This is a genomic window from Xanthomonas prunicola, assembly GCF_025266575.1.
GTDB classification, from domain to species: Bacteria; Pseudomonadota; Gammaproteobacteria; order Xanthomonadales; family Xanthomonadaceae; genus Xanthomonas; species Xanthomonas prunicola.
Genome location: NZ_CP096142.1, coordinates 3,683,880 through 3,706,114 on the forward strand (window position 1 = coordinate 3,683,880; position 22,235 = coordinate 3,706,114).

Below are 22,235 nucleotides of genomic sequence, written 5' to 3' on the forward strand. Positions count from 1 at the left end.
GTTCCACGCCTGCGACGCGGGCGCTCCGGGGTACGCATGCCGGCGGCGTGCATGCCGTGCCCTCTCGCCCCGCCGGGAGAGGGGTTTGTTTCATGCAAGTCCGTAGCGCTTCAGCACCCGCCGCAGTGCACGTGCGTCGCGCACGGTGTCGGCGTGCAGACCGGCCGCGCGCGCGCCGCGCACGTTGACGAACAGGTCGTCGACAAACAGCGTGTACTCGGCGCGTTGCCCGAGTTGCGCAAGCGCGCGCTGATATACCTGCACATTGGGTTTGCGGCCGCCGAGTGCGCCGCTGCAGAGCACGCGGTCCTGCAACAACGGAAACAACGACGGCACGATCCGCTCGATCGCGTCCATCATCAGCGGGCCGTTGTTGGTGAGCACCGCCACAGCCGTGGTTGCCGAGACTGCCAGCACCTGCGCCACCACCGACGGGTCGGCGCGGCAGGCGCCAACGCGTGCCGCGATCCAGGTGGCGCGGTCGATCGGGTGCCCCAGCGCTTCGCTCAACTGCGCCAGATACGCTTGCGTGTCGATCTCACCGGCATCGTAGGTGCGCTCCAGACCTTGCGCGAACAACACCTCATGCACGCGCTGCGGTGAGCAGCCCGCCGCCGCCGCAAGGGCGGCCATGCGCCGTGGCCGCGCGTAGTGCGCGAGCACGCCGTCGAAATCGAGCAACAGCAGCGACGGAGGTTTAGGCGACATATGCGTGTTCGTGTGGTGACGCTGCAGCGTTGTCGAATCGGCGCGACATGGCAAGCGCGCGACCTGCACTGCCAACACCGCACAGGTAGGTGGCAGAAATAGCTATTCAGAGTTTTGAACTCGGTAGGGACCTACCCACCTGCACCGACCCCACCCTCCGCGCCGTCGTTGCGGAGCAACTGCGCTGGTTATGGTCAATGCACGCCGCATCCGCGGTGTCAGCCGGTCTCGGGGAGCGCCCGGTCACTCAGCACGCCACACGTCTTCAGGGGTTGATTGCATGCGAAAGTGCCTGAACACCGATCGATTGGCGGCCTCGGTCGCCACCATCCTCACCACCACCCGCTCGCGCCACACGCTGGCGTCGGTGACCTTGTTGCTGGCCGGCGCACAGAGCTTGCCTGCCTTGGCGCAGGAAGCACGCACGCTGGATGCGGTCAGCGTGGTGGGCACCGGGTCCACGCGCACTACCGCGTCTATCTCGGTTGACGAGATCCAGGCGCAAGTGCCCGGGGTGGCGCCGCAGCAGTTGTTGGCCAGCCTGCCCGGTGTGAACGTGCAGACCACCGACCCATTCGGGCTGTACGAGTTCGGCGATTCGATGACGATCCGCGGTTTTTCCGCCAACCAGATCGGCGTGACGCTGGACGGCATTCCGATCGAAACCTTCGACACCCGCGAAGGCGGCCCGATTACGCGTTATGTCTCCAGCGAGAACCTGCTCGATGTCATCGTGTCGGCCGGTTCGGGTGATGTGACCCAGCCCTCCTATCACGCACTCGGTGGCGCGATCCGTTACACCAGCCTGCCACCGAAGGGCGGCGACAGCTGGAGCGGCAATCTCACCCAGACCATCGGTTCGGAGGATCTGGTACGCAGCTTCGTGCGCCTGGATACACCCGATTGGTGGGACGGCGGCCCCAGCGCGTATCTCTCCGCCTCGCGTACGCAAGGCGGGGTGTGGGACATGGAGCCGGCCACGCAAAAAAGCGATCACTTCGAAGCCAAGATTCGCCAGGCCTGGGAGGCGGGCAGCCTGACGCTGGGCTGGATCTACAACAATCGCAAGGACTACGACGTGCAGTCGTACAACTCCGACGGCTCGGTGGCGTGGGATATCCATGAACGCATCACCGGCAACCCGGAAGTGGATGCCGAGCATTACAGCGAATGGCAGAACGGGCGGCGCGACTCCTTGCTCAGCCTGCACGGCGATTTTCTGTTCAACGATGCGATCGGCTTCACCGTCACCGGCTACTACGAAAACAAGCACGGGTACGGCGTCGGCGGAACCCCGCCGAGCACGGCGACCGGCTTGTACAACGCTGCCATCGCCGGCACCCCGGGGCGCACCGACATCGCCATCAACGACCTGCAGATCGTCGATGCCAACGGCAATGTCACCCACGTCGGTGCGATGACGCGGCGCGAAGAAATCATGGGGGGCGATCGCTATGGCCTAACGACGGCAGTGTCGTGGGAGACCGAGCACAACAAACTCGAAATCGGTGCGTGGTACGAAAACTATGACTTCGACCAGGTGCGCCCGCTGTACAACCTGGATCCGGCCACCGGCGCGCTACTCAAGGACTCACTGCCGATCGTCATCTATTACGACAATCACTTCTCCACCGAAGTGAAGCAGCTCTACATCAAGGACACGCTGCGCCTGCTGGACGATCGGTTGACGATGGAGTTCGGTGCCAAGGGGCTGGATGTCAAACGCGACTACAACGGAATTGCCAATCTCGATGACTTCAATGTCGGTATGCGCCGCGATGTCACGATCAAGAACAGCGATTGGTTCCAGCCGCAGGTCGGCGCCAGCTTCCAGCTTGCCGACGGCGTGCAGGTATTTGCAAACTACGCGGAAAACTTCAGCTCGGCACCGCGGTTGGCGCTGACCTCGGGTGCATTCAACCCGGATATCGCGCCGGAAGCATCCACCAACATCGATATCGGCATCCGCGCCGAATCCACGCAGTGGAGCGGTTATATCGCCGCCTACAAGATCGATTACGAAAACCGCATCATCGCGCTCACCGACCCGGACCCGTTGGTGGTTGCGCCCACCGTCTACGCCAATGTCTGCGACGTGCAGACCTACGGTGCGGAAATCTCCGGCATGTGGAAACCAGCACCGGGCTGGCGGCTGGGCGCATCGTTGACCTGGAATACATCCGAATTCCAGGACAACTACTTCGGCCCGGTGAGCGGCAACCTGGTGCAGGTGAAGGGCAACGAGGTGCCGGATGCGCCGAAGGTGATGGTCAGCGCCAACGGCGGTTGGGAAGGCGAGCATTTCTTCGCCAACCTGGATGCCAAATACACCGGCACGCGCTATGGCGACACGCTCAATACCGATCAGGTGGATGCCACCTTCATCGTCAACGGCAGCCTTGGTTACCAGGGCGACAATAGTGGGTTTCTCGCCGGTGGCCGGCTGCAGTTGTCGGTCTACAACCTCTTCGACAAGGACGATGCGATCGGCGCGGTGTTTCCCAACGAAAGCTCCGGTTCGTACCAGTTGATCGCACCGCGCCAGTTGTTCGCCAGCCTGGCCTACAAATTTTGAGGTGCAGCCGCGACCGGCAAACCTGCCGGCCGCGTGCGTTTCGTCCATGACATGCAGGGGAAGTGCGTTGATGCAAGGCAATCACACGGGAGCGATGACGCGGCGGCAATTGCTGGCGCGCATCGGCATGACCGCCGGCGGCGCAATGATGTATCAGGCGATGAGCAGCCTGGGCATGGCCGCCGAATCCAACTTCAAAGGCCCACTGCAACTGGATGGCGACCCCAAGGGGGCGTCGGTCTTGATCCTCGGTGCCGGGCTGGCCGGCATGAGCGCCGCCTTCGAGTTGCGCAAGGCCGGTTACCGCGTGCAGCTGCTCGAATACAACGACCGCCCCGGCGGGCGCAACTGGACCCTGCGCGGCGGCGACCGCTACACCGAGTTGGGCGGTGCCACGCAGCATTGCCAGTTCGACGACGGCTTGTATCTGAATCCGGGGCCCTGGCGCATTCCGCACCACCACAAGGCAGTGCTGAGTTACTGCAAGCAGTTCGGCGTGGCGCTGGAAGCCTTCAATCAGGTGAATTACAACGCGCTACTGCATAGCGAAAAAGGCTTCGGCGGCAAGCCGCAGCGCTTCCGTGCCATCGATGCCGATTACAAGGGCCATGTGTCCGAGTTGCTGGCCAAGTGCACGCAGCAACACGCTCTGGACAAGACGGTCAGTCGCGAAGATCAGGAGGTGCTGCTCGAATCCCTGCGCACCTGGGGCGCGCTCGATCAGAAGTTCGGCTATGTCAAAGGCAAGGACAGCAGCGAGCGGCGTGGCTTCGCGCGTTACCCCGGTGGTGGGCTGTCGGGCAAGCCGGAATTCTCCGATCCTTTCAGCGTGCAGGACGTGTTGCGCTCACGCCTCTGGACCACGTTGGCAGCCGGCAATAACTATGAGATGCAGACCACCATGTTCCAGCCGGTGGGGGGCATGGACCAGATCGGCAAGGCGTTCGCACGTCAACTTGGGGATGCCATCATCTATAACGCCAAGGTCACCAAGGTCGATCAGGACGGCAGCGGCGTGCGCGTGTCCTGGCAGGACGCTGCGCGCGGCGGCGAAGAACGTATCGCCAGTGCCGACTGGTGCATCTGCACGATTCCACTGTCGGTGCTCAGCCGCATTCCAGTCACCGCCAGCGATGCGATGATCACGGCGATCGGCAAGGTACCGTATGCGGCGTCGGTGAAAGTGGGCCTGCAATTCAAACGCCGGTTTTGGGAAGAAGACGAAGCGATCTATGGTGGCATCAGCTATACCGACCTGCCGATTACCTTGATCAGTTACCCCAGCACCAACTACCACAGCTCCGGCAAAGGCGTGCTGCTCGGCGCCTATGTGTGGGGACTGGATGCGTACCAGTTCACCGCGATGCCGCCGGAGCAGCGCGTGCGCAAGGCGGTGGAATACGGCACGCAGTTGCATCCGCAGTATCCGCGCGAATTCGAAAACGGCATCGCAGTCGGCTGGCACCGCGTGCCGTTTACGCATGGTTGCTTCGGCATGTGGAGCGAACAGGCGCGCGCTGAGCACTACACCCCGCTGTGCCAGATCGATGGGCGGCTGGCACTGGCTGGTGAGCACGTGTCCTACATCCCGGCCTGGCAGGAGGGCGCGATTCTGTCGGCGCACGATGTCGTCGGCCGCCTGCATCGCAAGGTCATTGCCGGAGGAGCACGCGCATGAGTCTGTTGCCACGAGTGTGCGGCGCCACCGTTGCGCTGGCCATCCTTGCGTTGTTGCTGCCGCCCGGCGTGCACGATGCGCAGGCGCAAAGCTCCGATGCCACTCAGCTGTTTCCGCAGCAGGGGTTCGCCAAAGCCTCCGGTCAGGATGTATATCAAGCGATCTGCCAGGGCTGCCATATGCCGTCCGGACGTGGCGCGCAAGGCGCTGGCGACTATCCTGCGCTTGCCGGCAACCCAAAACTGGCAGCCGGCCCATACGTGACCATGATGGTACTCGACGGCCACGCGGGCATGCCGGGTTTCGGCGACATGCTCGACGACCGCCAGGTTGCCGAAGTGGTGAGCTACGTGAGGACTCACTTCGGTAACGACTATGCCGAGCGCGTCACCATCGACGATGTCACATCGCTACGCCACTGATTTTTCTCACACAAGGAATTGCCATGCTCCGTTCCATGACGACCGTTCTCACCGCTGCAGTGCTGTGCTCTGCCAGTCTCGGCGCCGCGCAGGCCGCCGAGGTGATCCGCCACAAGATTCCCAATAGCGACTTTCCCATTGCCGCCGCTGTGGAAATTCCCGCCGGCAAGGCCACGGTGTATGTTAGCGGCAAGGTGCCAGCGGTGATCGATACCAGCGCACCGAAAGATTCCGCTGCTGCCTATGGCGACACCAAGGCGCAAACGGTGAGCGTGTTGAACCAGATCAAGCAGCAGCTGGCCACGCTTGGGTTGGGCATGGGCGATGTAGTGAAGATGCAGGTGTTCCTGGTGGGTGATCCGGCAATGGGCGGCAAGATGGATTTCAACGGTTTCATGGAAGGGTATCGCCAGTTCTTCGGTACCAAGGAGCAACCCAACCTGCCGGCGCGCTCGGCGTTCCAGATCGCTGCATTGGGTAACCCGCTATACCGGGTCGAGATCGAAGTTGTCGCTGTGCGTCCCTGATCCGCGTCGTCATCCTGCTGGAGGTTGTCATGAAAACTGCTCTTTCGCGCCGCACCTTTCTGCGCGACTCCGCACTGTTTGCCGGCGCCGCCGGTGCAGGCAGCTTGCCATTGCTGGCCAGCGCCGTCGAACGCTCGGCTGCCATCGCGCCGACACCGGCAACGGCAACGGCAACGGCAACGGCATTGGCACCGGTGATGATCGACTCCAATGAATTTCCGGATGGACCGTCTGCTGCCGCAGTGAAAGCCATCGCGCAGATTGCACCGCAAGGCGGGCGTTACCTGCGCGAGGTGCAGATGGAATTGATGACCACGTTGGCTGCCGAACTCAAACTGCCGATCGATCACCTGATGGCGTATGCCGGATCTACCGAGCCGCTCGACTACACGATGCTGGCATTCACTTCGCCCAGCGCTGCGTTGGTCACCGCCGATCCCACCTACGAATCCGGCTGGCGTGCTGCAACCCGCAATGGCGCACGTTTGATCAAAGTGCCGTTGCGCAGGGACTTTTCGCACGATGTGCAGGCGATGTGCGCCGCCGATGCCAACGCGGGCGTGATCTATATCTGCAACCCCAACAATCCTACGGGCTCGGTCACCGCACGCAAGGATCTGGACTACGCCTTGGCGCACAAGCCCAAAGGCAGCGTGTTGGTGGTGGATGAGGCGTATATCCACTTTGCGCAAAGCATGCGCAGCATGGTCGACATGGTCGCCGCCGGCGAAGACGTGGTGGTGTTGCGCACGTTCTCCAAACTCTATGGTATGGCCGGTATCCGTCTGGGTTATGCGGCGGCGCGCCCGGACTTATTGGCCAAGTTGAAGTTCTACAGCGTCAACAGCTTGCCGGTCACCGCCGCCGCCGCAGGGCTGGCTAGCCTGCGCGATCCGGTGCTGGTGCCGCAGCGGCGCGCACGCACGGCTGCAATCCGTAAGGACGTGATGGACTTTCTCGGCAAGCAGGGTTATGCCTGCACCGCATCGGAGAGCAACTGCTTCATGGTCGATGTGCAGCGGCCGGCGACTGGCTTCAGGGACGATATGGCCACCCACGGCGTGTTCATCGGCCGTAGCTGGCCGGTGTGGCCAACCTGGTCGCGCATCACCGTGGGTACGGAAGCGGAGATGGCGCGCTTCAAGCAGGCGTTCGTGCAGGTGATCGCAGGCAAACGTGGCCCGCTGCCGGTTCCTGCCATTGCTTCGGTTGCGGAAGATCCGATGGATGCGTTTTTCCGTTACGCGTGAGGTTGGCGTGCGTTGGAAGGCTTGCGTGCAGTCAGCAAACCTCTTCGCATCCTTGGTCAATATGCAAGTGCACTGCAGTGGGCTCGCACGTGATGCACTGTTGATTGCGATCGCGCGTTACTCTGGCACTATCAGCACCTCTCACCACCTCGCTGTTGCAGCGGCGCGCCGCGTGCGACGTGCTGCAATTTCCTAACGCAGGAGTGTTCTCTTGAAGCTGTTTTCCACAATTGCCGTGTGTGCGCTGGCGCTGATGGCGCCTTCGGCATGGGCACGGACGTGCGCGGTGACCATCACCGGCAACGATCAGATGAAGTTCGACCAGAGCGCGATCAAGCTCGCGCCCGATTGCACGCAGGTGGAGCTCACGCTCAAGCATTCCGGCAAGATGGCTGCCACGGTGATGGGGCACAACTGGGTATTGACCAAGTCTGCCGATTTCCAGGCGGTGGCCAACGCCGGCGTACGCTCGACCATCGCCGACAGTTATCTTCCCAAGGCCGACGCGCGGGTGATTGCGCACACCAAGGTGATCGGTGGCGGTGACAGCACCACGGTGAGCTTTCCCACCAGCAAGCTGAACAAGGGTGCCGACTACACCTTCTTCTGCTCGTTCCCCGGGCACTGGGCGATGATGAAGGGCACGCTGAGTTTCGGGTGATGCGTGCTCGTCGGCCAGCCCTATGAAGAGCAGCCAGCATAACGACTGCGCTCACCGCCAGGCGGGCGCGGCCGGTGCACGGAATCGGCGTGTATCACGCGGACTTTACGGTTCTGAGCGCGCCGTCCACGCCCACCTGACGGTTGCTCGCGAGGTGTTGTTAGCCGCTTCAAGTCTGGCCACCGCACGTGCAGCGCTGCGTTGAATGTGGCGATGCATCTGGCTGCTGATCAGTCAGGTAGCGTGCCCTGAGCTGCATGCGGGTCGCTTGCACGTAACAATCCGCGCTGCAATGCCTGCGCCAGCGCGCGTTCGCGGCTGCGTGCGTCGAGCTTGCGGTACAGGTTTTTCAGATGGAATTTGACCGTGTTTTCCGACAGATGCAGGCAGCGTGCGATCTGCTTGTTGGAGTAGCCGCGCGCCAGTTGCGCCAGCACTTCCAGTTCGCGCTCGCTGAAAATGTCGCCGGCTGGGTCGTCATCGCCGCTGAGGCGTTCCAGCAAGGCCTGGATGGTCAAGGCGCGCGTGGTGCCGCCAACGGTGAGCGGGTCGTGTTGGCGTAGCGAACGTAGCATCGCTTTGGCCGGCAAGCCCAATTCCACAATGGCCTGCCAGCTTTGCGTGAGTGCGACATGGTCCAGCGCGCTGTACAGATGCGGCAGGGCGGCAACCAGCTCGCCGCGTTGCTGCAGTACCAGCGCAATCCGCGCACGGGTACGTGCCAGATGCCAGGCATTGTCGTTGGCCAGGCAGGCCTGCTCTAGCTGTCCCAGGATAGTGAGCGCCGCGCTGCTGCGTCCGGCCAGGCGATGCCAGCGTGCCAGCGCGAATCCCATCGCAGCGCGATCGTGCCAGCGGTGTGGCGAGCGCAAGGTGTGCGCCAGGCCGGATTCGCCGCCGGTACGTGCGATCAGCACATCGATGGCGGCGTTGCCCGGATGTTCAAGCAACAGCATCAACCGCCATGCGGTAGCCAGTTCCGACAAACGCGCCAGCTTGCGTCCGTGCGCAATCTGCTCGATATGCTCCAGCAACAGCAATGCGCTGCGTCCGCTGTGGTCGCGCACGCGTTCCAACCCCAACGCGGTGCCGTATCCGGCGGCCAGCACGTCCATACCGCCATCGTGTTGTTCCAGCAATTCCAGTGCGGGATGCAACAGATCGGCGGCGGCGTCGTGGTGGCCGCGTTCGTAATGCAATTGCGCAAGCAAGCATTGCGCGGCGGCTTCCAGCACGCGATCCAGTTGCGGCGTACGTGCACACCAGCTCAGCGCCTGCTGGTAGCAGGCTTCCGCATCGCTGAGCCGGCCGCGATAGAACAGGCTCTGGCCCAGCGACAGCGCTGCCTGGCTTGCGCCCAGATCGCTGCCGCCGCGCTGCATCGCGTCGCGCGCGTTGAGTGCGTAGCGCTCGGCAACTGCGAAGGCGCTTTGCGCGATCGCGGTGCTTGCGCAGATGCATAGCAACATGCCGCGGCCGAGATGGTCGTCTTCATCCAGTGCGCCGGCCTGGGCAGCAATCTGGGTCAGACCATGCGGATTGCCGCAGATTTCGTCCAGACGGTCGCGCAGCAGCGCTACCATCACGGTGTAATCGCGCTGCAGCGGCTCGCGTAGCGCAGCGGGAAAATCGCGGAAGCGCTCCAGCAACAGCCGTGCGTGACTGAACTCGCCAAGCTTCACGTGCAGGTGCGCCTGGGTGAGATTCAACGCAGGCGTGTCGCGGATGGTGCGGTGGTCGAAATGGCGCAGCAGCGCACGCACTTCATGCGTGCCGTGGGTCAACAGCAGTTGCCAGGTGCCGGCGCGTGCGATGTAGCTGGCGGCAAGATCACCGCAGCCGCCGCGCGAGGCATGCCGCACCGCCTCGGTCAGATACTGATGGTCGCCGAACCAGCGCGCCGCGCGCTGATGCAACTGCACGCTGTGTCCGGGATGTTCGCGGTCGAGCAGTTGCTGCAGGAAGTCGGCAAACAGCGGGTGATAGCGGAACCATTCGCGCTCGCCATCCAGCGGCACCAGCAAGCCGTGGAAATGCTCCAGCCGTGCCAGCAAGCGGCCGCTGTCCTCGCGCTGGCGCACGGCATCGGCGAGCGCGGCGTTAATGCGTTCCAGCGGGCTGGTGCGCAGCAGCAGGTCGCGGGTGTCCGCGTCCAGATCGTTGACCACCTGTTCGGCCAGATATGCCGCAATCTGCGCGCTGCGCCCGGAGAAACGTGCCGCAACCTCCTGCTGCCGTTGGACGTCGCCTTCCAGCCACAGCCGCGCGAGTTGCAGCGCCACCGGCCAGCCTTCGGTGTAGCGGCGCAATTCGTCCACCACCGGTGCTGGCACGTGCGGGCCGAGCAGCGCCTGTGCTTCAACAGCGTCAAGCGCCAGTTGCGTGCTGCCGATGCGGCTGAGCTGGGCTTGCAGATCCAGCCGTGCCAACGGCAGGTTGGGCACGCGGCGGGTGGCGAGCACGAGATGCAAACGCCCACCGCTGTGCTCGATCAAGCGCAGCACCAATTCATCGACGTGGCTGCTGCCGAGCCGGTCGTAGTCGTCGAGAATCACGCTGATGCGGCGCGGCGCGGTGCGCAGGGCGCGGATCAACAGCGCCGCCGCTTCGCGCGGATCCTGGTCGCGGTTATGCAGGACTGCGGCGCACAGCGTGTGGTCGGCGCCTGCGCTTTGTAGCGCCAGTGCAAGATGGCCGAGAAAACGCGCGGCATCGGCATCTTCTTCGTCCAGCGACAGCCATGCCACCGCACCCGGCTCGCGTGCGCTCCGTTGCGCATGCCACTGCGCCAGCAGTGTGGTCTTGCCGAACCCGGGTGGGGCGAGCAAGAGCGTCAGTGGGCGCGCCCGCGCTTCATCCAGTGCAGCCAGCAGCACGCCACGCACGACGGCATCGGTGCGCGGCAGCGGTGGCTCAAGCTTGCCGGCAAGCAGCCAATCGGGAATGACATGGTCGCGCGACGGTGACGGGCGCGGCGTGAGCAGCGCAACAGGCTTGAGCATGAGGCGAAGGCGACCGTATCAAGCGTCGGCAGCGTGCCGGCTCGACACGCTACAGATCGTGGTGAACCAGCGGCAATGCAGCGCGATCACCGGACTTGGCGACGACAGTGCAGCGGCTGCTTCGAGGGTCCCCACCCATGCCCGTCCATGAGCACCATTCAGAAATGTATGACAGCCACGCGACAAAAGCAAAGCGTTTTGCGCCGAGTTGACGCGTTCAGGGTGACGGATGCGCCAGCCTGTGCGCACGGTCAAGCAACGCTAGAGGTCGCCTGGCTCCAGTGGTGCGCATTCAGAGGACACTACACAGCGTCAGGAGCACGCGGTCACGGACTTCTCGTAACGCGTACCGCCTTGCCGTTGCTGCTGCCGCGAACGAAACGGGCGACCCGCACAGTCAGGCTCACCTGCAAGTCCGGTGACACGTACATCGTCAACGTCCTGAGCAACTGCAAGTGCGGCACGATCACGCCGCGCCGCAAACCCGCAAAGCCCCGCGCTCACTGCTCACCGATTCCCCATTCCCACCCCTCAGCGCGCCACTTCTGCAAACGCTTCGCGCGCGGCCGCCAGCGTGGCCTCGATCACGGCCGCATCGTGCGCGCCGGACATGAAGCCGGCCTCGTACGCCGAGGGCGCCAGATACACGCCCCGCTGCAGCATTGCGTGGAAGAAGCGATTGAAGCTGGTGATGTCGCACGCCGTGGCCTGTGCGTAGCTCTCCACGATCTTGTCGGTGAAGAACAGCCCGAACATGCCGCCGACCTGATTGGTGGTGACGGCGATGCCGGCTGCGCGCGCGGCATCTTCCAGCCCTTCGCACAGCATGCTGGTGGCTTCGCTCAGGCGCGCATGGAAGCCCGGTTCCTGCACCAATTCCAGCATCGCCAGGCCGGCAGCCATGGCTACCGGGTTGCCCGACAAGGTGCCGGCCTGGTAGATCGGCCCGGCCGGAGCGATCTGCTCCATCAGCTCGCGGCGGCCGCCGTACGCACCCACCGGCATGCCGCCGCCGATGATCTTGCCGAAGGTGCTCAGGTCCGGGGTCACGCCGTAATGCGCCTGCGCACCGCCGAGCGCGACGCGGAACCCGGTCATCACTTCGTCGAAGATCAACAACGCGCCGTGCCGCGTGCACAGCGTGCGCAGATGCTGCAGATAGCCGGCCAGCGGCGGAATGCAGTTGGCGTTGCCCACCACCGGCTCGATGATCACCGCTGCTACCTCCGCGCCAATCTCGTCGAACAGGGCGGTGGCACCTTCGAAATCGTTGAAGCTGAGCGTGGCGGTCAGCTCGCTCAGGCCTGCGGGCACGCCAGGCGAGGTCGGCACGCCCAGGGTCAGCATGCCGCTGCCGGCCTTGACCAAAAACGAGTCGCCGTGGCCGTGATAGCAGCCTTCGAATTTGATGATGCGATTGCGCCCGGTGGCGCCACGCGCCAGGCGCACCGCCGACAGCGTGGCCTCGGTGCCGGAGTTGACCATGCGCACCATCTCGCAAGAGGGCACCAGCCGGGTAATGGTCTGGGCCATGGTCACTTCGGCGGCGCACGGCGCACCGAACGATAATCCGTTGCCGATCGCCCGCTCCACCGCTTCGCGCACGGCCGGGTGGTTATGCCCGGCGATCATCGGGCCCCACGAGCCCACGTAGTCGATGTAGCGGTTGTCGTCGACATCGAACAGGTAGGGGCCATCGGCGCGCGCCACGAAGAACGGCTCGCCGCCGACCGACTTGAACGCCCGCACGGGGGAATTGACACCCCCGGGCAACAGGGTCTGCGCCTGGGCGAACAGGGCGTGGGAGCGGGTGTGATTCATGCGCGCAGATCCTTGAGAAATACCGATTAGGGGCATCGACACCCGGCAGCGGGCATCGCGTTCGCCATTGTCACGCCTGCGGCCTCGCGCGCCTACCCGCAGGAAGCCCACCTACCCGTCGGAACGGGCGGGTAGGGGAACTCGGCTGCCTATGATCGAACGCGACGGGATCGACAGTTTGGGAATGAGCTGATGGCGTGCAGTCATTGGCGCTCACCTGCAGATGTTCAGAAAGTGTGATTCCGGTAGCCACTGGCACCGTTCATCTGTCGCCTTGCCGACAGTTCAACACTTGGGAGAGCGCATGAACCGTAGTATCCAGAAGCGTGTCTTGGCGTTGGCATTGGTTATGGCCATGGGCAGCGTCCACGCACAGTCCACCACCGGCAGCATCGTCGGCAGCGTAGGGCAGGGCAGTGGCACGAGCGTGCTGGTGGAAAACAACAGCGGCCTGAGTCGCGAAGTGCCGGTGGATGCGCGGGGGCGCTACACCGCCGGCAATCTGCCGCTGGGCACTTACAAGGTGACGGTCAAGCGCGATGGCGCAGTGGTGGAAACCCGAGAGAACGTCGCCATTACGGTGGGGGCCAACACCGACGTCTCGTTCGCTGCCAAAGACGCGGGGAGCGGCGTGCAGACCCTGGACAGCGTCACCGTCAGCGCCGCCAGCCTGACCACGATCGACGTGAGCAGCGTGGATACGCGCACCGTGGTCACCGCCGAACAGTTGCAGCAACTGCCGCTGGGCCGCACCGCCGAAGCGATCGCGTTGCTGGCACCGGGCGTGGTGGTCAACAGCGGCGGCTTCGACAACGGCCCGCTTGGCGGCTCGCTGCCCAGCTTCGGCGGCTCGGCGGCCAGCGAAAACGCGTATTACCTCAACGGCTTCAACACCACCACCATCAGCAATAACCTGGGTGGCCTGACCCTGCCGTACGGCGCCATCGACCAGCAGGAAATCTTCACTGGCGGCTACGGCGCGCAGTACGGCCGCGCCAACGGCGGTGTGATCAACCAGATCGGCAAGCGCGGCACCAACGAGTGGAAGTTTGGTGCCGCAGTGATCTGGGAGCCGAACGGTCTCAAGGCCAATCAGCGCGACATCTATTGGCGTCCGGACAGCCAGGGCAGCACCATCAACAACGCCGCCTACCGCTACGCGCGTGCGGCCAATGGCTTGTATCAGCCGGCCAGCGAGGCCGAAGCCAGTCAGACCACCTACAGCGCCTATGTCGGCGGGCCGATCATCCAGGACAAGCTGTTCTTCTTCCTGGCCGCCGAGCAGGTGAACTCTGACGGCGTACGCGTGGGCACCAATCGCGACACCGACAACGGCCGCACCGGCGGCCTCACCGACTACGACTACAAGCAGAAGCGCTGGTATGCCAAGGTCGATTGGAACATCACCGACAACCACTTGATCGAGGTGACCGGTGCCAGCGACGTCGCCGAAACCAACGGCTCGATCTATCGCTACGACTATCTTGCGCGTCAGCGTGGTGCGTATTTCACCGATGAATCCACCTGGAAAACCGGGCCGACGCTGTTCACCGGCAAGTACACAGGGTATCTGAGCGACAACCTCACCGTGACCGCGCTATACGGCAAAATGAGAACGCCGGACGAACTGACGCCGTTCAACTACGACGCGGCCGGCGGCCCGGTGATCAATAGCGCCGCGCTACAGAATCCTGCCTATACCGGCGGCACACCGCGCATCGGCAATCAGTTGGTCACCTCGGTCAGCTCGCCCGACCGCGAATACAAAAAAGACAACCAGCGCCTGAACTTGGAATGGCGCATCGGCCACCACACGCTCAACGTTGGTATCGATAACCAGAAGTCCGAAGGTATCGATGTCGGCTCGATCCTCTCTGGCCCCGGCTTTGCCTGGACCTACGGCCAGACCAATGATCCATACGGGCTGGCCACCGGCGGGCTGGTGAGCCAGTCAGCCAACGAAGCCGGCGGCGTCGGTGCGCCGAGCCCGGGCCTGGTGGATCCGGTCAATGGGGCGAGCGGTTACTACGTAGTGCGCAACATCAACACCAGCCTGTATTCGTACGAGGCCAAGCAACGCGCCTATTACATCGAAGACAAGTGGCAGGTCACCGACAACGTGCTGCTGAGCCTGGGTCTGCGCAAGGACGAGTTCACCAACTACACCCCGTTCGGTGATCCCTACATCGAAATCGATAACGCCTGGGCGCCGCGCTTGGGTTTCAGTTGGGACGTCAATGGCGATTCCAGCCTGAAGGTGTTCGGTAACCTGGGCCGTTACTACCTGGGTCTGCCGCTGTCGGCGGTGAGCCTGTTCACCCCGGCTACCACCACCGATACCTACTTCACCTACAGCGGCATCAATGCCGATGGCACGCCAGTTTTGGCGCAGCAGTTGGGCTCGGCGGTGTCGGCCAACTCGCGCTTCGGTCGCATCGCCGATGTGCGCACGGCGGTGGCCAAGGACATCGAAGGCGAAAATCAGGATGAACTCATCCTCGGTTTTACCAAGCAACTCGATAGCGGCTGGGTGCTGGGCGTGCGCGGCACGCATCGCCGCCTCAATGCCGGCATCGACGACCAGAACTACGATGTCTCCAATACCGCGTTGATCGATGCAGCGGCAGCGCAAGGGGTAACCATCGATTTTTCCAAGGTGGCGGGCGCATCGTTGATCAATCCGGGCCAGACCAATACGTGGGGCGTGATCGGCACCGATGGCCAGTTCCACGAAGTATCGGTGAGCCGCGAAGCGGCCGGTTTCCCGAAGTTCAAGCGCAATTATTCGGCAGTGGAATTCAATCTTGAACGTCCGTTCGACGGCACGTGGTACGCCAAGGTCAACTACGTCTGGTCGCATAGCTACGGCACCACCGAAGGCCAGGTGCGTTCGGATCTGTGGCGTACCGGCGGCGCACTCGGCAGCTATCAGGGCCAGGCGTCGGTCTCGACCACACAGAGCTGGGACCACCCTGCGTTGATGGAGCACTTCAACGGCGATCAATCCAACGATCATCGGCATCAGCTCAAGCTGTTCGGGTTCTACCAGTTCACCCCGCAATGGGGCGCATCGGCCAATTTCAGCCTGATTTCCGGCGCTCCGCATAACTGCCTGGGCAACTACTACGGGACCGAATACAGCGGCCGCGATCCGGCCGGCTACGGCGGCAGTGCAATTACCGGCGGTCCCTATCACTACTGCTACAACCCGGAAACCGGCACCGGCGTGGCATCGCCTCCGGGTTCGCAGGGGCGCCTGGGCTGGATCGCGCAGTTGGATATGGGCGTGACCTACAAGCCGGCCTTTGCCGGCGGCAAGCTGGCGTTGCGCTTGGACGTCTTCAATATCACCAACGAGCAGACCGCGACCAACATCTACCCGTTCTCGCAGTTGCCTGACAACACCACCAACCCGCTATGGGATCAGGTCGTCGCCTATCAGGCGCCACGCTCGGGCCGGGTGACGCTGAGCTACGATTTCTAATCGCGTCATTCGATAACCGCAGTCCCGGCAGCGGCGCGTGATGACACGCGTCGCTGTTTTGTTTTGGGGGATGGCGCTCAAATCGACATCGTTCTGATGAGCGAGAACACGCTGCCTGAGCGATGACTTGGCTGAGCGCATTGCACTGCATCACGGATGTGTTCCCAAGACGATTGGCCAACTGTCTGGTGAGGACATCGCGCACTCGATATCTTCGCGTTTACTGCAGGGCCCTTGCCCGCCCACCCTCGCAGGACACGCTGCAAGTAAGTCCTTGTAAGCTCCGCGGCGGCATCCATGCCGCCAAGGGTCCCGCGACGGTGGGCGGGCAAGGACCAATGGAGATGGTCGGTGTGCAAGTTGCAGGCACTGCTCGACGTGCGTTGTTCGTAAGAGGAGAAGGGCTGATGACTTTTCGCTACGAAGGCCGAGCAACACGCAAGCGTTCACCAGAGGACCGACCAACTGTCTGGTGCGGTGTCCTCGCCGATTGCAGGACCGTTGGCGGCATGGATGCCGCCATCGAGCCCCCATGGACGGGTTCACGGCGTGTCCCGCGAGCGGCGAAGGCACCGCACACTCGATGCACCCGGCTTTTTGTAATCAACAGATGCGGTGAAATAAAAACTCACTAGCTTGAAGCGCATTACAAGACTTGGACAAATAGCTTGAGCCTGTAAGCCAAAACGCCTTCCGTACTGAGAGCAGCTAACAAAACTACTGTGCAGCCCCCAGGCGGGCGCGGCCGGTGCTCGGAATCGGCATGTACCACGCGTACACTCCGGTTCCTGCGCGCCGTCCGCGCCCACCTGACGGCTGCTCGCTACGTGTGTTAGCCGCTCTAAGACCCAAACCCTGCGCGATACGCCTGCAAGGCTGCAACCGGATCCGGCGCCGCATACACGCCACTGACCACCGCTATCAAGTCGGCACCCGCAGTCAACAGCGCAGGTACCTGCGCGGGCGCGATGCCACCGATCGCCACGCGCGGCAGGTTGAGGGCGGCGGCCTGCTGCAGCAACGTCGGCGTCGCGCGACGGGTGGTCTGCTTGGTGGTGGTCGGGAAAAACGCACCGAAGGCCACATAGCTGGCGCCCGCTGCGGCGGCTGCGCGCGCACGTTCGATCTCGTCGTAGCACGACACCCCGATGATGGCCTGCTCGCCCAGCAGCGCGCGCGCTGCCGTCACCTCGCCGTCGTCTTCGCCCAGATGCACGCCTTGTGCACCGACCTGCGCTGCCAACTGCGCATCGTCGTTGATGATCAACGGCACGCCGTACGCCGCGCACGCCTCGCGCAAGGCGCTGGCCTGACGCAGTCGCAGCGCCGCGTCCGCTTGCTTGTTGCGGTATTGCAACCAGGCGATCGACGCCAGCAAGGGCGTCGTGCGCAGAAGCAAGCGCTGTGTGTTGGGCTCGTCCGGGGTGATCAGGTACACACCGCGGACGTTCAGGCGGTTGGGCATGGCAGCGCTTCCGAAAGCGGTGGATGGGGTGGGACAATGTAGCCCCACCGTTGCACGACCGCGATTATCCGATGAGCGAGACATCCACGACCACCTACCGCACCTGGATGTGCGTCGTCTGCGGGTTTCTCTACCACGAGGCCGACGGCATCCCCGAGGAAGGCATCGCCCCTGGCACCGCCTGGCAGGACGTCCCCGACACCTGGACCTGCCCAGATTGTGGCGTCACCAAGGAAGATTTCGAGATGGTGGAGGTCGACTGACGGGATGCTGTTTAAAGATATTATTTATCTTATTTCTAAGAGGTAATAGGTCGGGTCTAATCGACTGAGGGTCCTGTCCATAGAATTGCAAGCGGAATTTAAAAGGCGTAGCCTCGATGGGTAGCCAATGATGGCTGCCTGAATTTCGTCGTCTTTGGCGAATAAGTCCAGAATTTCTTCAATAATAAAAGGAATTTTTATGTTGAAATTATCACTTCGGACAACGATTTTGATTTTATGTTTTGTGGTTTCATTCGAGGCAATTGGTTCTGCGGCCGGTCAACAGTCCCTAATTCAAGGAATGGGGGAGCGTTTGCCGGCGGGTAAGGCGAATCTTAGTCTTTCACCATTATTCAGGGTGTACGTTTTTGAAAAGGCTGGGCTCAAATTCGTTCAGATCAACGCCCTTAACAACGATTTATTGGCGGTGCTATCTCTAGTGCCGGGCGCAGAATCCCAGCTTCCCATCGGAACAAGCGCGCAGAGCTCTACGGTGCAGCCAAATGGGATGATGACAGCACAGGCAAGTTGCCCTTGCAGTGCGCAAATAGTCTACAGTGACGCAAATTATAATATTGTCGTCATATATGGCTCGAACGGCGAGTACATAACGTCTTATCAGGTGCCCAGGTCTCCCCAGGGTAAACCTCATTAGGTGATGTTGCGTGTTCTAGGTAGCAGCAGTCAGTGCGCCCGCGCGCGCTGGCTGTTCAATTCCACCAAGTGCTCGTGCAAATTGGCAGCGTCCTGCGCACTGGGGTTGAGCACCAGGTAGCGCGACAGATCGTGGCGGGCGCCATTGCGGTGGCCCAGGTGCAGATAGGCCATGCCGCGGTCGCGCAGCGCTTCGGGTTGGTCGGGCACCAGTTTCAGGATGCGGTCGGCGCTGCGGGCGGCGCGGTCCCAGTGCTCGGCGTCGGCATAGACGCCGTGCAGGTTGCGCAGGATGCGGATCAAGATCGCACGGTGCGGTGCCGGGTCCAGAATCTGCGCCAGCGCGCGGTCGTCGGGAATTTCACCCCCCAGATGCGGGCGGGCACGTTCGCGCAGCTCATCCACGCCGAGTGGACGGCCGCCGTTGAACGGGTCCATCACCAGCACGCCGTCGTCCACCGGCAGGCGCACCAGGAAATGCCCGGGAAACGAGACCCCCGCCAATGGGATGCCCAGCCGGCGGGCGACTTCGATCTGCACCATCGCCAGCGAGATCGGATTGCCCAGCCGGCGCTCGAACACCTGGTTGAGATAGCTGTTGCGCGGATCGTAGTACTCGTCGTGATTGCCCGAGTAGCCCAACTCGTCGAACAGATAGCGATTCACTGCCGCCATCTTCAGCGGCCACAGATCGATCGCGTCCACCTCGCGGCGCAGATGCTCGACGTGGCTCTGCACCAGCGTGTCGTATAGCTCGGCATCCAGCTGCGGATACTCGTCGCGCGCGATCAGCAGCGCGGTGGACATCAACGGCACCGCATCGTCGTCCAGGCTGGCGAGCGCGGTCCAATGGGGAAGTGGGAGCATGTCGACCATGCTGCCAAGAGTGTCGGCAAGCGGCGCAGGGTTCAAGTCCGGTACTTCCTGACAGGGACGCGCGCCGCGTGAAGACGTCATGCCGTGGAGGGCTCCGTCAACGGGCGCGGTTACCGCTTCGGCAGGTAGCGCGCCGGTATCTGCCGGCAGGCAGGCAACGCGCTCGCCAGATGGTCAGAGGGCCGGATCGCAGCGTTTATTTCAGCGTCGGGATGTCCGGGCTGAAGGTCAGCGTGGCACCGTCCTTCAGGCCGAGTTTGGCGGCCTGGCCGGCGTTGAGCTCCAGCACATACCGCGCCGGCTGCCTGCTGGGGTAGGGCGGGCAGGCGTCGCCGGCCGAACACGGCGGCACATCGCGCTGCTGCGAGACAAGCCGGCGCTGCTCATCGAAATACAGGATATCCAGCGCGATCTTGGTGTTCTTCATCCAGTACGCCATCGGCTCCTGGCGGTCGTGGATGAACAGCATGCCGCGGTCTTCGTCCATGGCATCGCGGAACATCAGTCCCTGGGCGCGATCAGCATTGTTCTGCGCCAGCTCTACCTTGTAACGCGTGCCCGCAAGTTCCACCCAGCTGTCGCCGCTGCTGGCGCAGCCGCCGAGCAGGGTCAAGAACGCAAGGGCGAGAAAACGAAGACAACGCATGCGGCATACCAGCGGACAGGGATGCCGCACGATCTGCCAAGCGCCCGCGTGCGTCAAGCTGCTGCGGTGCGTTGGTAGTTCATTGCGAGCGAGCTGTATCCGGCTGCCATCGCTTCGCAATGTAGGTCACAACTGCGCGTGCGCGCGCTTGCGCACGATCGTTCAGATCACCCGCGGCGGTTCGCCACCGACGATCACGACATCGGCCGGGCGCCGTGCGAACAGACCCACGCAAACCACGCCGGGAATCTGGTTCAAGTTGCGCTCCAGCGCCACCGGGTCGGTGATCTGCAGGTTGTGCACGTCCAGCACCACATTGCCGTTATCGGTCACCACGCCGTCGCGCCACACCGGCTGACCGCCGGTCAGCGCCAGGATCTGCCGGGCGACCAGGCTGCGCGCCATCGGAATCACTTCCACCGGCAGCGGAAATTTTCCCAGCACCGGTACCTGCTTGCTCGGGTCGACGATGCAGATGAAGCGCTCGCTGGCTTCGGCGATGATCTTCTCGCGTGTCAGCGCTGCGCCGCCGCCCTTGATCAGGCAGCGGTTCGGGTCGCACTCGTCGGCGCCGTCCACGTACAGCGACAGGTTGCCGGTGTGGTTGAGATCCAGTACCTCGATGCCGTGCTGGCGCAGGCGCGTGGTGCTCTGCTCGGAGCTGGACACTGCGCCCTTGATGCGATGGCCGATGCGGCCCAGCGCGTCGATGAAGTAGGCCACCGTCGAGCCGGTACCGACCCCGACGATCATGCCGTCTTGCACGTAATCGATGGCCTTTTCGGCGGCCAGGCGTTTTGCTTCGGACATGGGTAAGAGCTCGGGATGAGTGATTGGGGGTTGGTAAGAGCAGGTCACGCGGGACGGCAATGGGCGACTTCCCACTGCCGAATTCCCCATCATTGCGATTCCATCGCCAGCAATAGCTTCCACTGCGCGGCAGTCACCGGCAGGATCGACAGGCGGTTGCCGCGCGCGATCAGCGGGAAGCCTTCGCCCAGCGCATCGGCCTGTTGCTTGATTTCATCCAGCGAAATCGTACGCGTGAGTTTGCGCTCGAATGCCACGTCCACCAGCATCCAGCGCGGATCTTCGCGGCTGGACTTGGGGTCGTAGTAATCGGACTTCGGATCGAACTGGGTGTCGTCCGGATACGCCGCGCTTGCCACCTTGGCGATACCGACGATGCCGGGCACCTTGCAGTTGGAATGGTAGAAGAACACGCCATCGCCAACGTGCATGCCAGCGCGCATGAAGTTGCGCGCCTGGTAGTTGCGCACGCCGTTCCACGGCTCGGTGCCGACGCGTTCCAGATCATCGATGGAGAACGTGTCCGGCTCGGACTTCATCAACCAATAGCGCTTGCGGGCAGTCATTCGGAAACGGTGTCGTCTTTCAGGAAGGTGGCGTGTTCGGTGCAGATGGCGTCGACCGCCACATCCCACGCTTCAGTGGGCAGGGCGGGCACCTGCTGCGCAGCGAAGCCGACGCCGACCAGCCAGGGCGGCGGCGCCTGGCGATGCCGGAACGCGAAGCTGCGATCATACCAGCCGCCTCCCATGCCCAGCCGGCGGCACGCCGCATCGAAACCGGTCAAGGGGGTAATCACCAGCGCCATCTCTTCTGGTGCCAGCATGTCGGCGCGGTCCACATCAGGCTCGGGAATGCCGTAGCGATTACTCACCAACGGCTGGCCAGGCCGCCACGGCGCAAAGCGCAGTACGCGCCCATCCAGCACCGGCAAGCAATAGCGCACCCCGTCCGGCAAGGTCAGCTGCCAGCGATGCAGCGCAATTTCGCCATCCATCGCCCAGTAACCCGCCACGGCACCGCTGTGCGGTGCGAATGGCAGAGCCAGCAACCGCTCGGCCAACGCATCGGCTGCGGCTAAGCGCTGTGTTGCCGGCACGCTGCGTCGGTGTGCGCGCAAGTGCAGACGCAATGCATCTCGGTCCTCGGTCATCAGTGTCTCGCGGCGCAATCGGTGCTGCATTGTCGATGGCGCACACGCGCATGCCTAGCGTGGCGTGCAATGCCGCTCGCAGACGCGGCTGTGGGTCTGCGCAGAGCGACTGGTGGTGCGCACTGCTGGCACCTGTCGTCTGCAGCGCTCACGCATCAGCGATGCAGCGGCAACGCCTTCGACGCAGCAACAGGGGCGCGAACGCAACAAGAGCCGCAGTGCCGCATCAACGACCGCAGG

Annotated in this window: 17 protein-coding genes and 2 other RNA genes; 10 read left to right on the plus strand and 9 right to left on the minus strand. The window is 63.2% G+C overall.

The annotated features are described in order from the left end of the window. Positions 1-90: 90 nt before the first annotated feature. The gene (locus M0D43_RS15825) at positions 91-708 is read right to left on the minus strand and encodes an HAD-IA family hydrolase (protein ID WP_252162163.1); all 618 of its coding nucleotides are present in this window, start codon (positions 706-708) and stop codon (positions 91-93) included. 292 nt (positions 709-1,000) lie between these two features. Between M0D43_RS15825 and M0D43_RS15830 the strand changes: the two genes are divergently transcribed. The 7 genes from M0D43_RS15830 (at position 1,001) to M0D43_RS15860 (ending at position 7,987) form a co-directional block, all read left to right on the plus strand. Beyond that, positions 1,001-3,283, plus strand: a complete 2,283-nt coding sequence (locus M0D43_RS15830; RefSeq protein ID WP_260808281.1) for a TonB-dependent receptor — start codon at positions 1,001-1,003, stop codon at positions 3,281-3,283. A gap of 70 nt (positions 3,284-3,353) precedes the next feature. After that, positions 3,354-4,961: a flavin monoamine oxidase family protein gene (locus tag M0D43_RS15835; RefSeq protein WP_252162164.1), complete on the plus strand. Its 1,608-nt coding sequence runs from the start codon at positions 3,354-3,356 to the stop codon at positions 4,959-4,961. Further along, positions 4,958-5,383, plus strand: coding sequence for a c-type cytochrome (locus M0D43_RS15840; RefSeq protein WP_252162165.1), 426 nt, complete (start codon positions 4,958-4,960; stop codon positions 5,381-5,383). The genes M0D43_RS15835 and M0D43_RS15840 overlap by 4 nt, the downstream gene beginning before the upstream one ends. Positions 5,384-5,406: 23 nt before the next feature. After that, positions 5,407-5,910 (plus strand): RidA family protein, encoded by a 504-nt coding sequence (locus M0D43_RS15845; RefSeq protein WP_101362017.1) that lies wholly within the window; start codon positions 5,407-5,409, stop codon positions 5,908-5,910. A gap of 29 nt (positions 5,911-5,939) precedes the next feature. Continuing rightward, a complete protein-coding gene (locus M0D43_RS15850) occupies positions 5,940-7,160 on the plus strand; it encodes a pyridoxal phosphate-dependent aminotransferase (RefSeq protein WP_252162166.1) in 1,221 nt (406 codons plus the stop codon). A gap of 211 nt (positions 7,161-7,371) precedes the next feature. Continuing rightward, positions 7,372-7,821 carry an azurin gene (azu, locus tag M0D43_RS15855; protein ID WP_252162167.1) on the plus strand — a complete coding sequence of 150 codons (450 nt, stop codon included), beginning with the start codon at positions 7,372-7,374 and terminating at the stop codon, positions 7,819-7,821. Between the two features lie 89 nt (positions 7,822-7,910). Next, a non-coding RNA gene (locus M0D43_RS15860) (sX9 sRNA) lies at positions 7,911-7,987 on the plus strand. A gap of 64 nt (positions 7,988-8,051) precedes the next feature. Here M0D43_RS15860 and M0D43_RS15865 read toward each other — a convergent pair. Together M0D43_RS15865 and hemL are read right to left on the minus strand one after the other, a co-directional pair. Further along, positions 8,052-10,823: a winged helix-turn-helix domain-containing protein gene (locus tag M0D43_RS15865; protein WP_252162168.1), complete on the minus strand. Its 2,772-nt coding sequence runs from the start codon at positions 10,821-10,823 to the stop codon at positions 8,052-8,054. Between the two features lie 531 nt (positions 10,824-11,354). Continuing rightward, positions 11,355-12,644 (minus strand): glutamate-1-semialdehyde 2,1-aminomutase, encoded by a 1,290-nt coding sequence (hemL, locus tag M0D43_RS15870; protein WP_252162169.1) that lies wholly within the window; start codon positions 12,642-12,644, stop codon positions 11,355-11,357. Positions 12,645-12,948: 304 nt separating this feature from the next. Between hemL and M0D43_RS15875 the strand changes: the two genes are divergently transcribed. Further along, positions 12,949-16,128, plus strand: coding sequence for an outer membrane beta-barrel protein (locus M0D43_RS15875; RefSeq protein ID WP_252162170.1), 3,180 nt, complete (start codon positions 12,949-12,951; stop codon positions 16,126-16,128). A 763-nt stretch (positions 16,129-16,891) separates the two neighbouring features. After that, a non-coding RNA gene (locus M0D43_RS15880) (sX9 sRNA) lies at positions 16,892-16,966 on the plus strand. Positions 16,967-16,969: 3 nt separating this feature from the next. Here M0D43_RS15880 and thiE read toward each other — a convergent pair. Further along, positions 16,970-17,593 carry a thiamine phosphate synthase gene (thiE, locus tag M0D43_RS15885; RefSeq protein ID WP_260807354.1) on the minus strand — a complete coding sequence of 208 codons (624 nt, stop codon included), beginning with the start codon at positions 17,591-17,593 and terminating at the stop codon, positions 16,970-16,972. Between the two features lie 23 nt (positions 17,594-17,616). Here thiE and M0D43_RS15890 point away from each other — a divergent pair, with 23 nt between their 5' ends. Then, positions 17,617-17,856 (plus strand): rubredoxin, encoded by a 240-nt coding sequence (locus tag M0D43_RS15890; protein ID WP_260807355.1) that lies wholly within the window; start codon positions 17,617-17,619, stop codon positions 17,854-17,856. A gap of 684 nt (positions 17,857-18,540) precedes the next feature. Here M0D43_RS15890 and M0D43_RS15895 read toward each other — a convergent pair. From M0D43_RS15895 to M0D43_RS15915, 5 genes are all read right to left on the minus strand, one after another. Further along, a complete protein-coding gene (locus M0D43_RS15895) occupies positions 18,541-19,422 on the minus strand; it encodes a SirB1 family protein (protein ID WP_260808282.1) in 882 nt (293 codons plus the stop codon). Between the two features lie 160 nt (positions 19,423-19,582). Further along, positions 19,583-20,032 (minus strand): DUF192 domain-containing protein, encoded by a 450-nt coding sequence (locus M0D43_RS15900; protein ID WP_252162172.1) that lies wholly within the window; start codon positions 20,030-20,032, stop codon positions 19,583-19,585. Positions 20,033-20,194: 162 nt separating this feature from the next. Beyond that, on the minus strand, positions 20,195-20,842 hold the full coding sequence (gene rpiA / locus M0D43_RS15905) for a ribose-5-phosphate isomerase RpiA (protein WP_101362005.1): 648 nt from the start codon (positions 20,840-20,842) through the stop codon (positions 20,195-20,197). 89 nt (positions 20,843-20,931) lie between these two features. Further along, positions 20,932-21,408 carry an EVE domain-containing protein gene (locus M0D43_RS15910; RefSeq protein WP_252162173.1) on the minus strand — a complete coding sequence of 159 codons (477 nt, stop codon included), beginning with the start codon at positions 21,406-21,408 and terminating at the stop codon, positions 20,932-20,934. Beyond that, complete coding sequence (locus M0D43_RS15915) at positions 21,405-21,995, minus strand: 5-formyltetrahydrofolate cyclo-ligase (RefSeq protein ID WP_252162174.1); 591 nt, start codon at positions 21,993-21,995, stop codon at positions 21,405-21,407. The genes M0D43_RS15910 and M0D43_RS15915 overlap by 4 nt, the downstream gene beginning before the upstream one ends. Positions 21,996-22,235 lie beyond the last annotated feature (240 nt).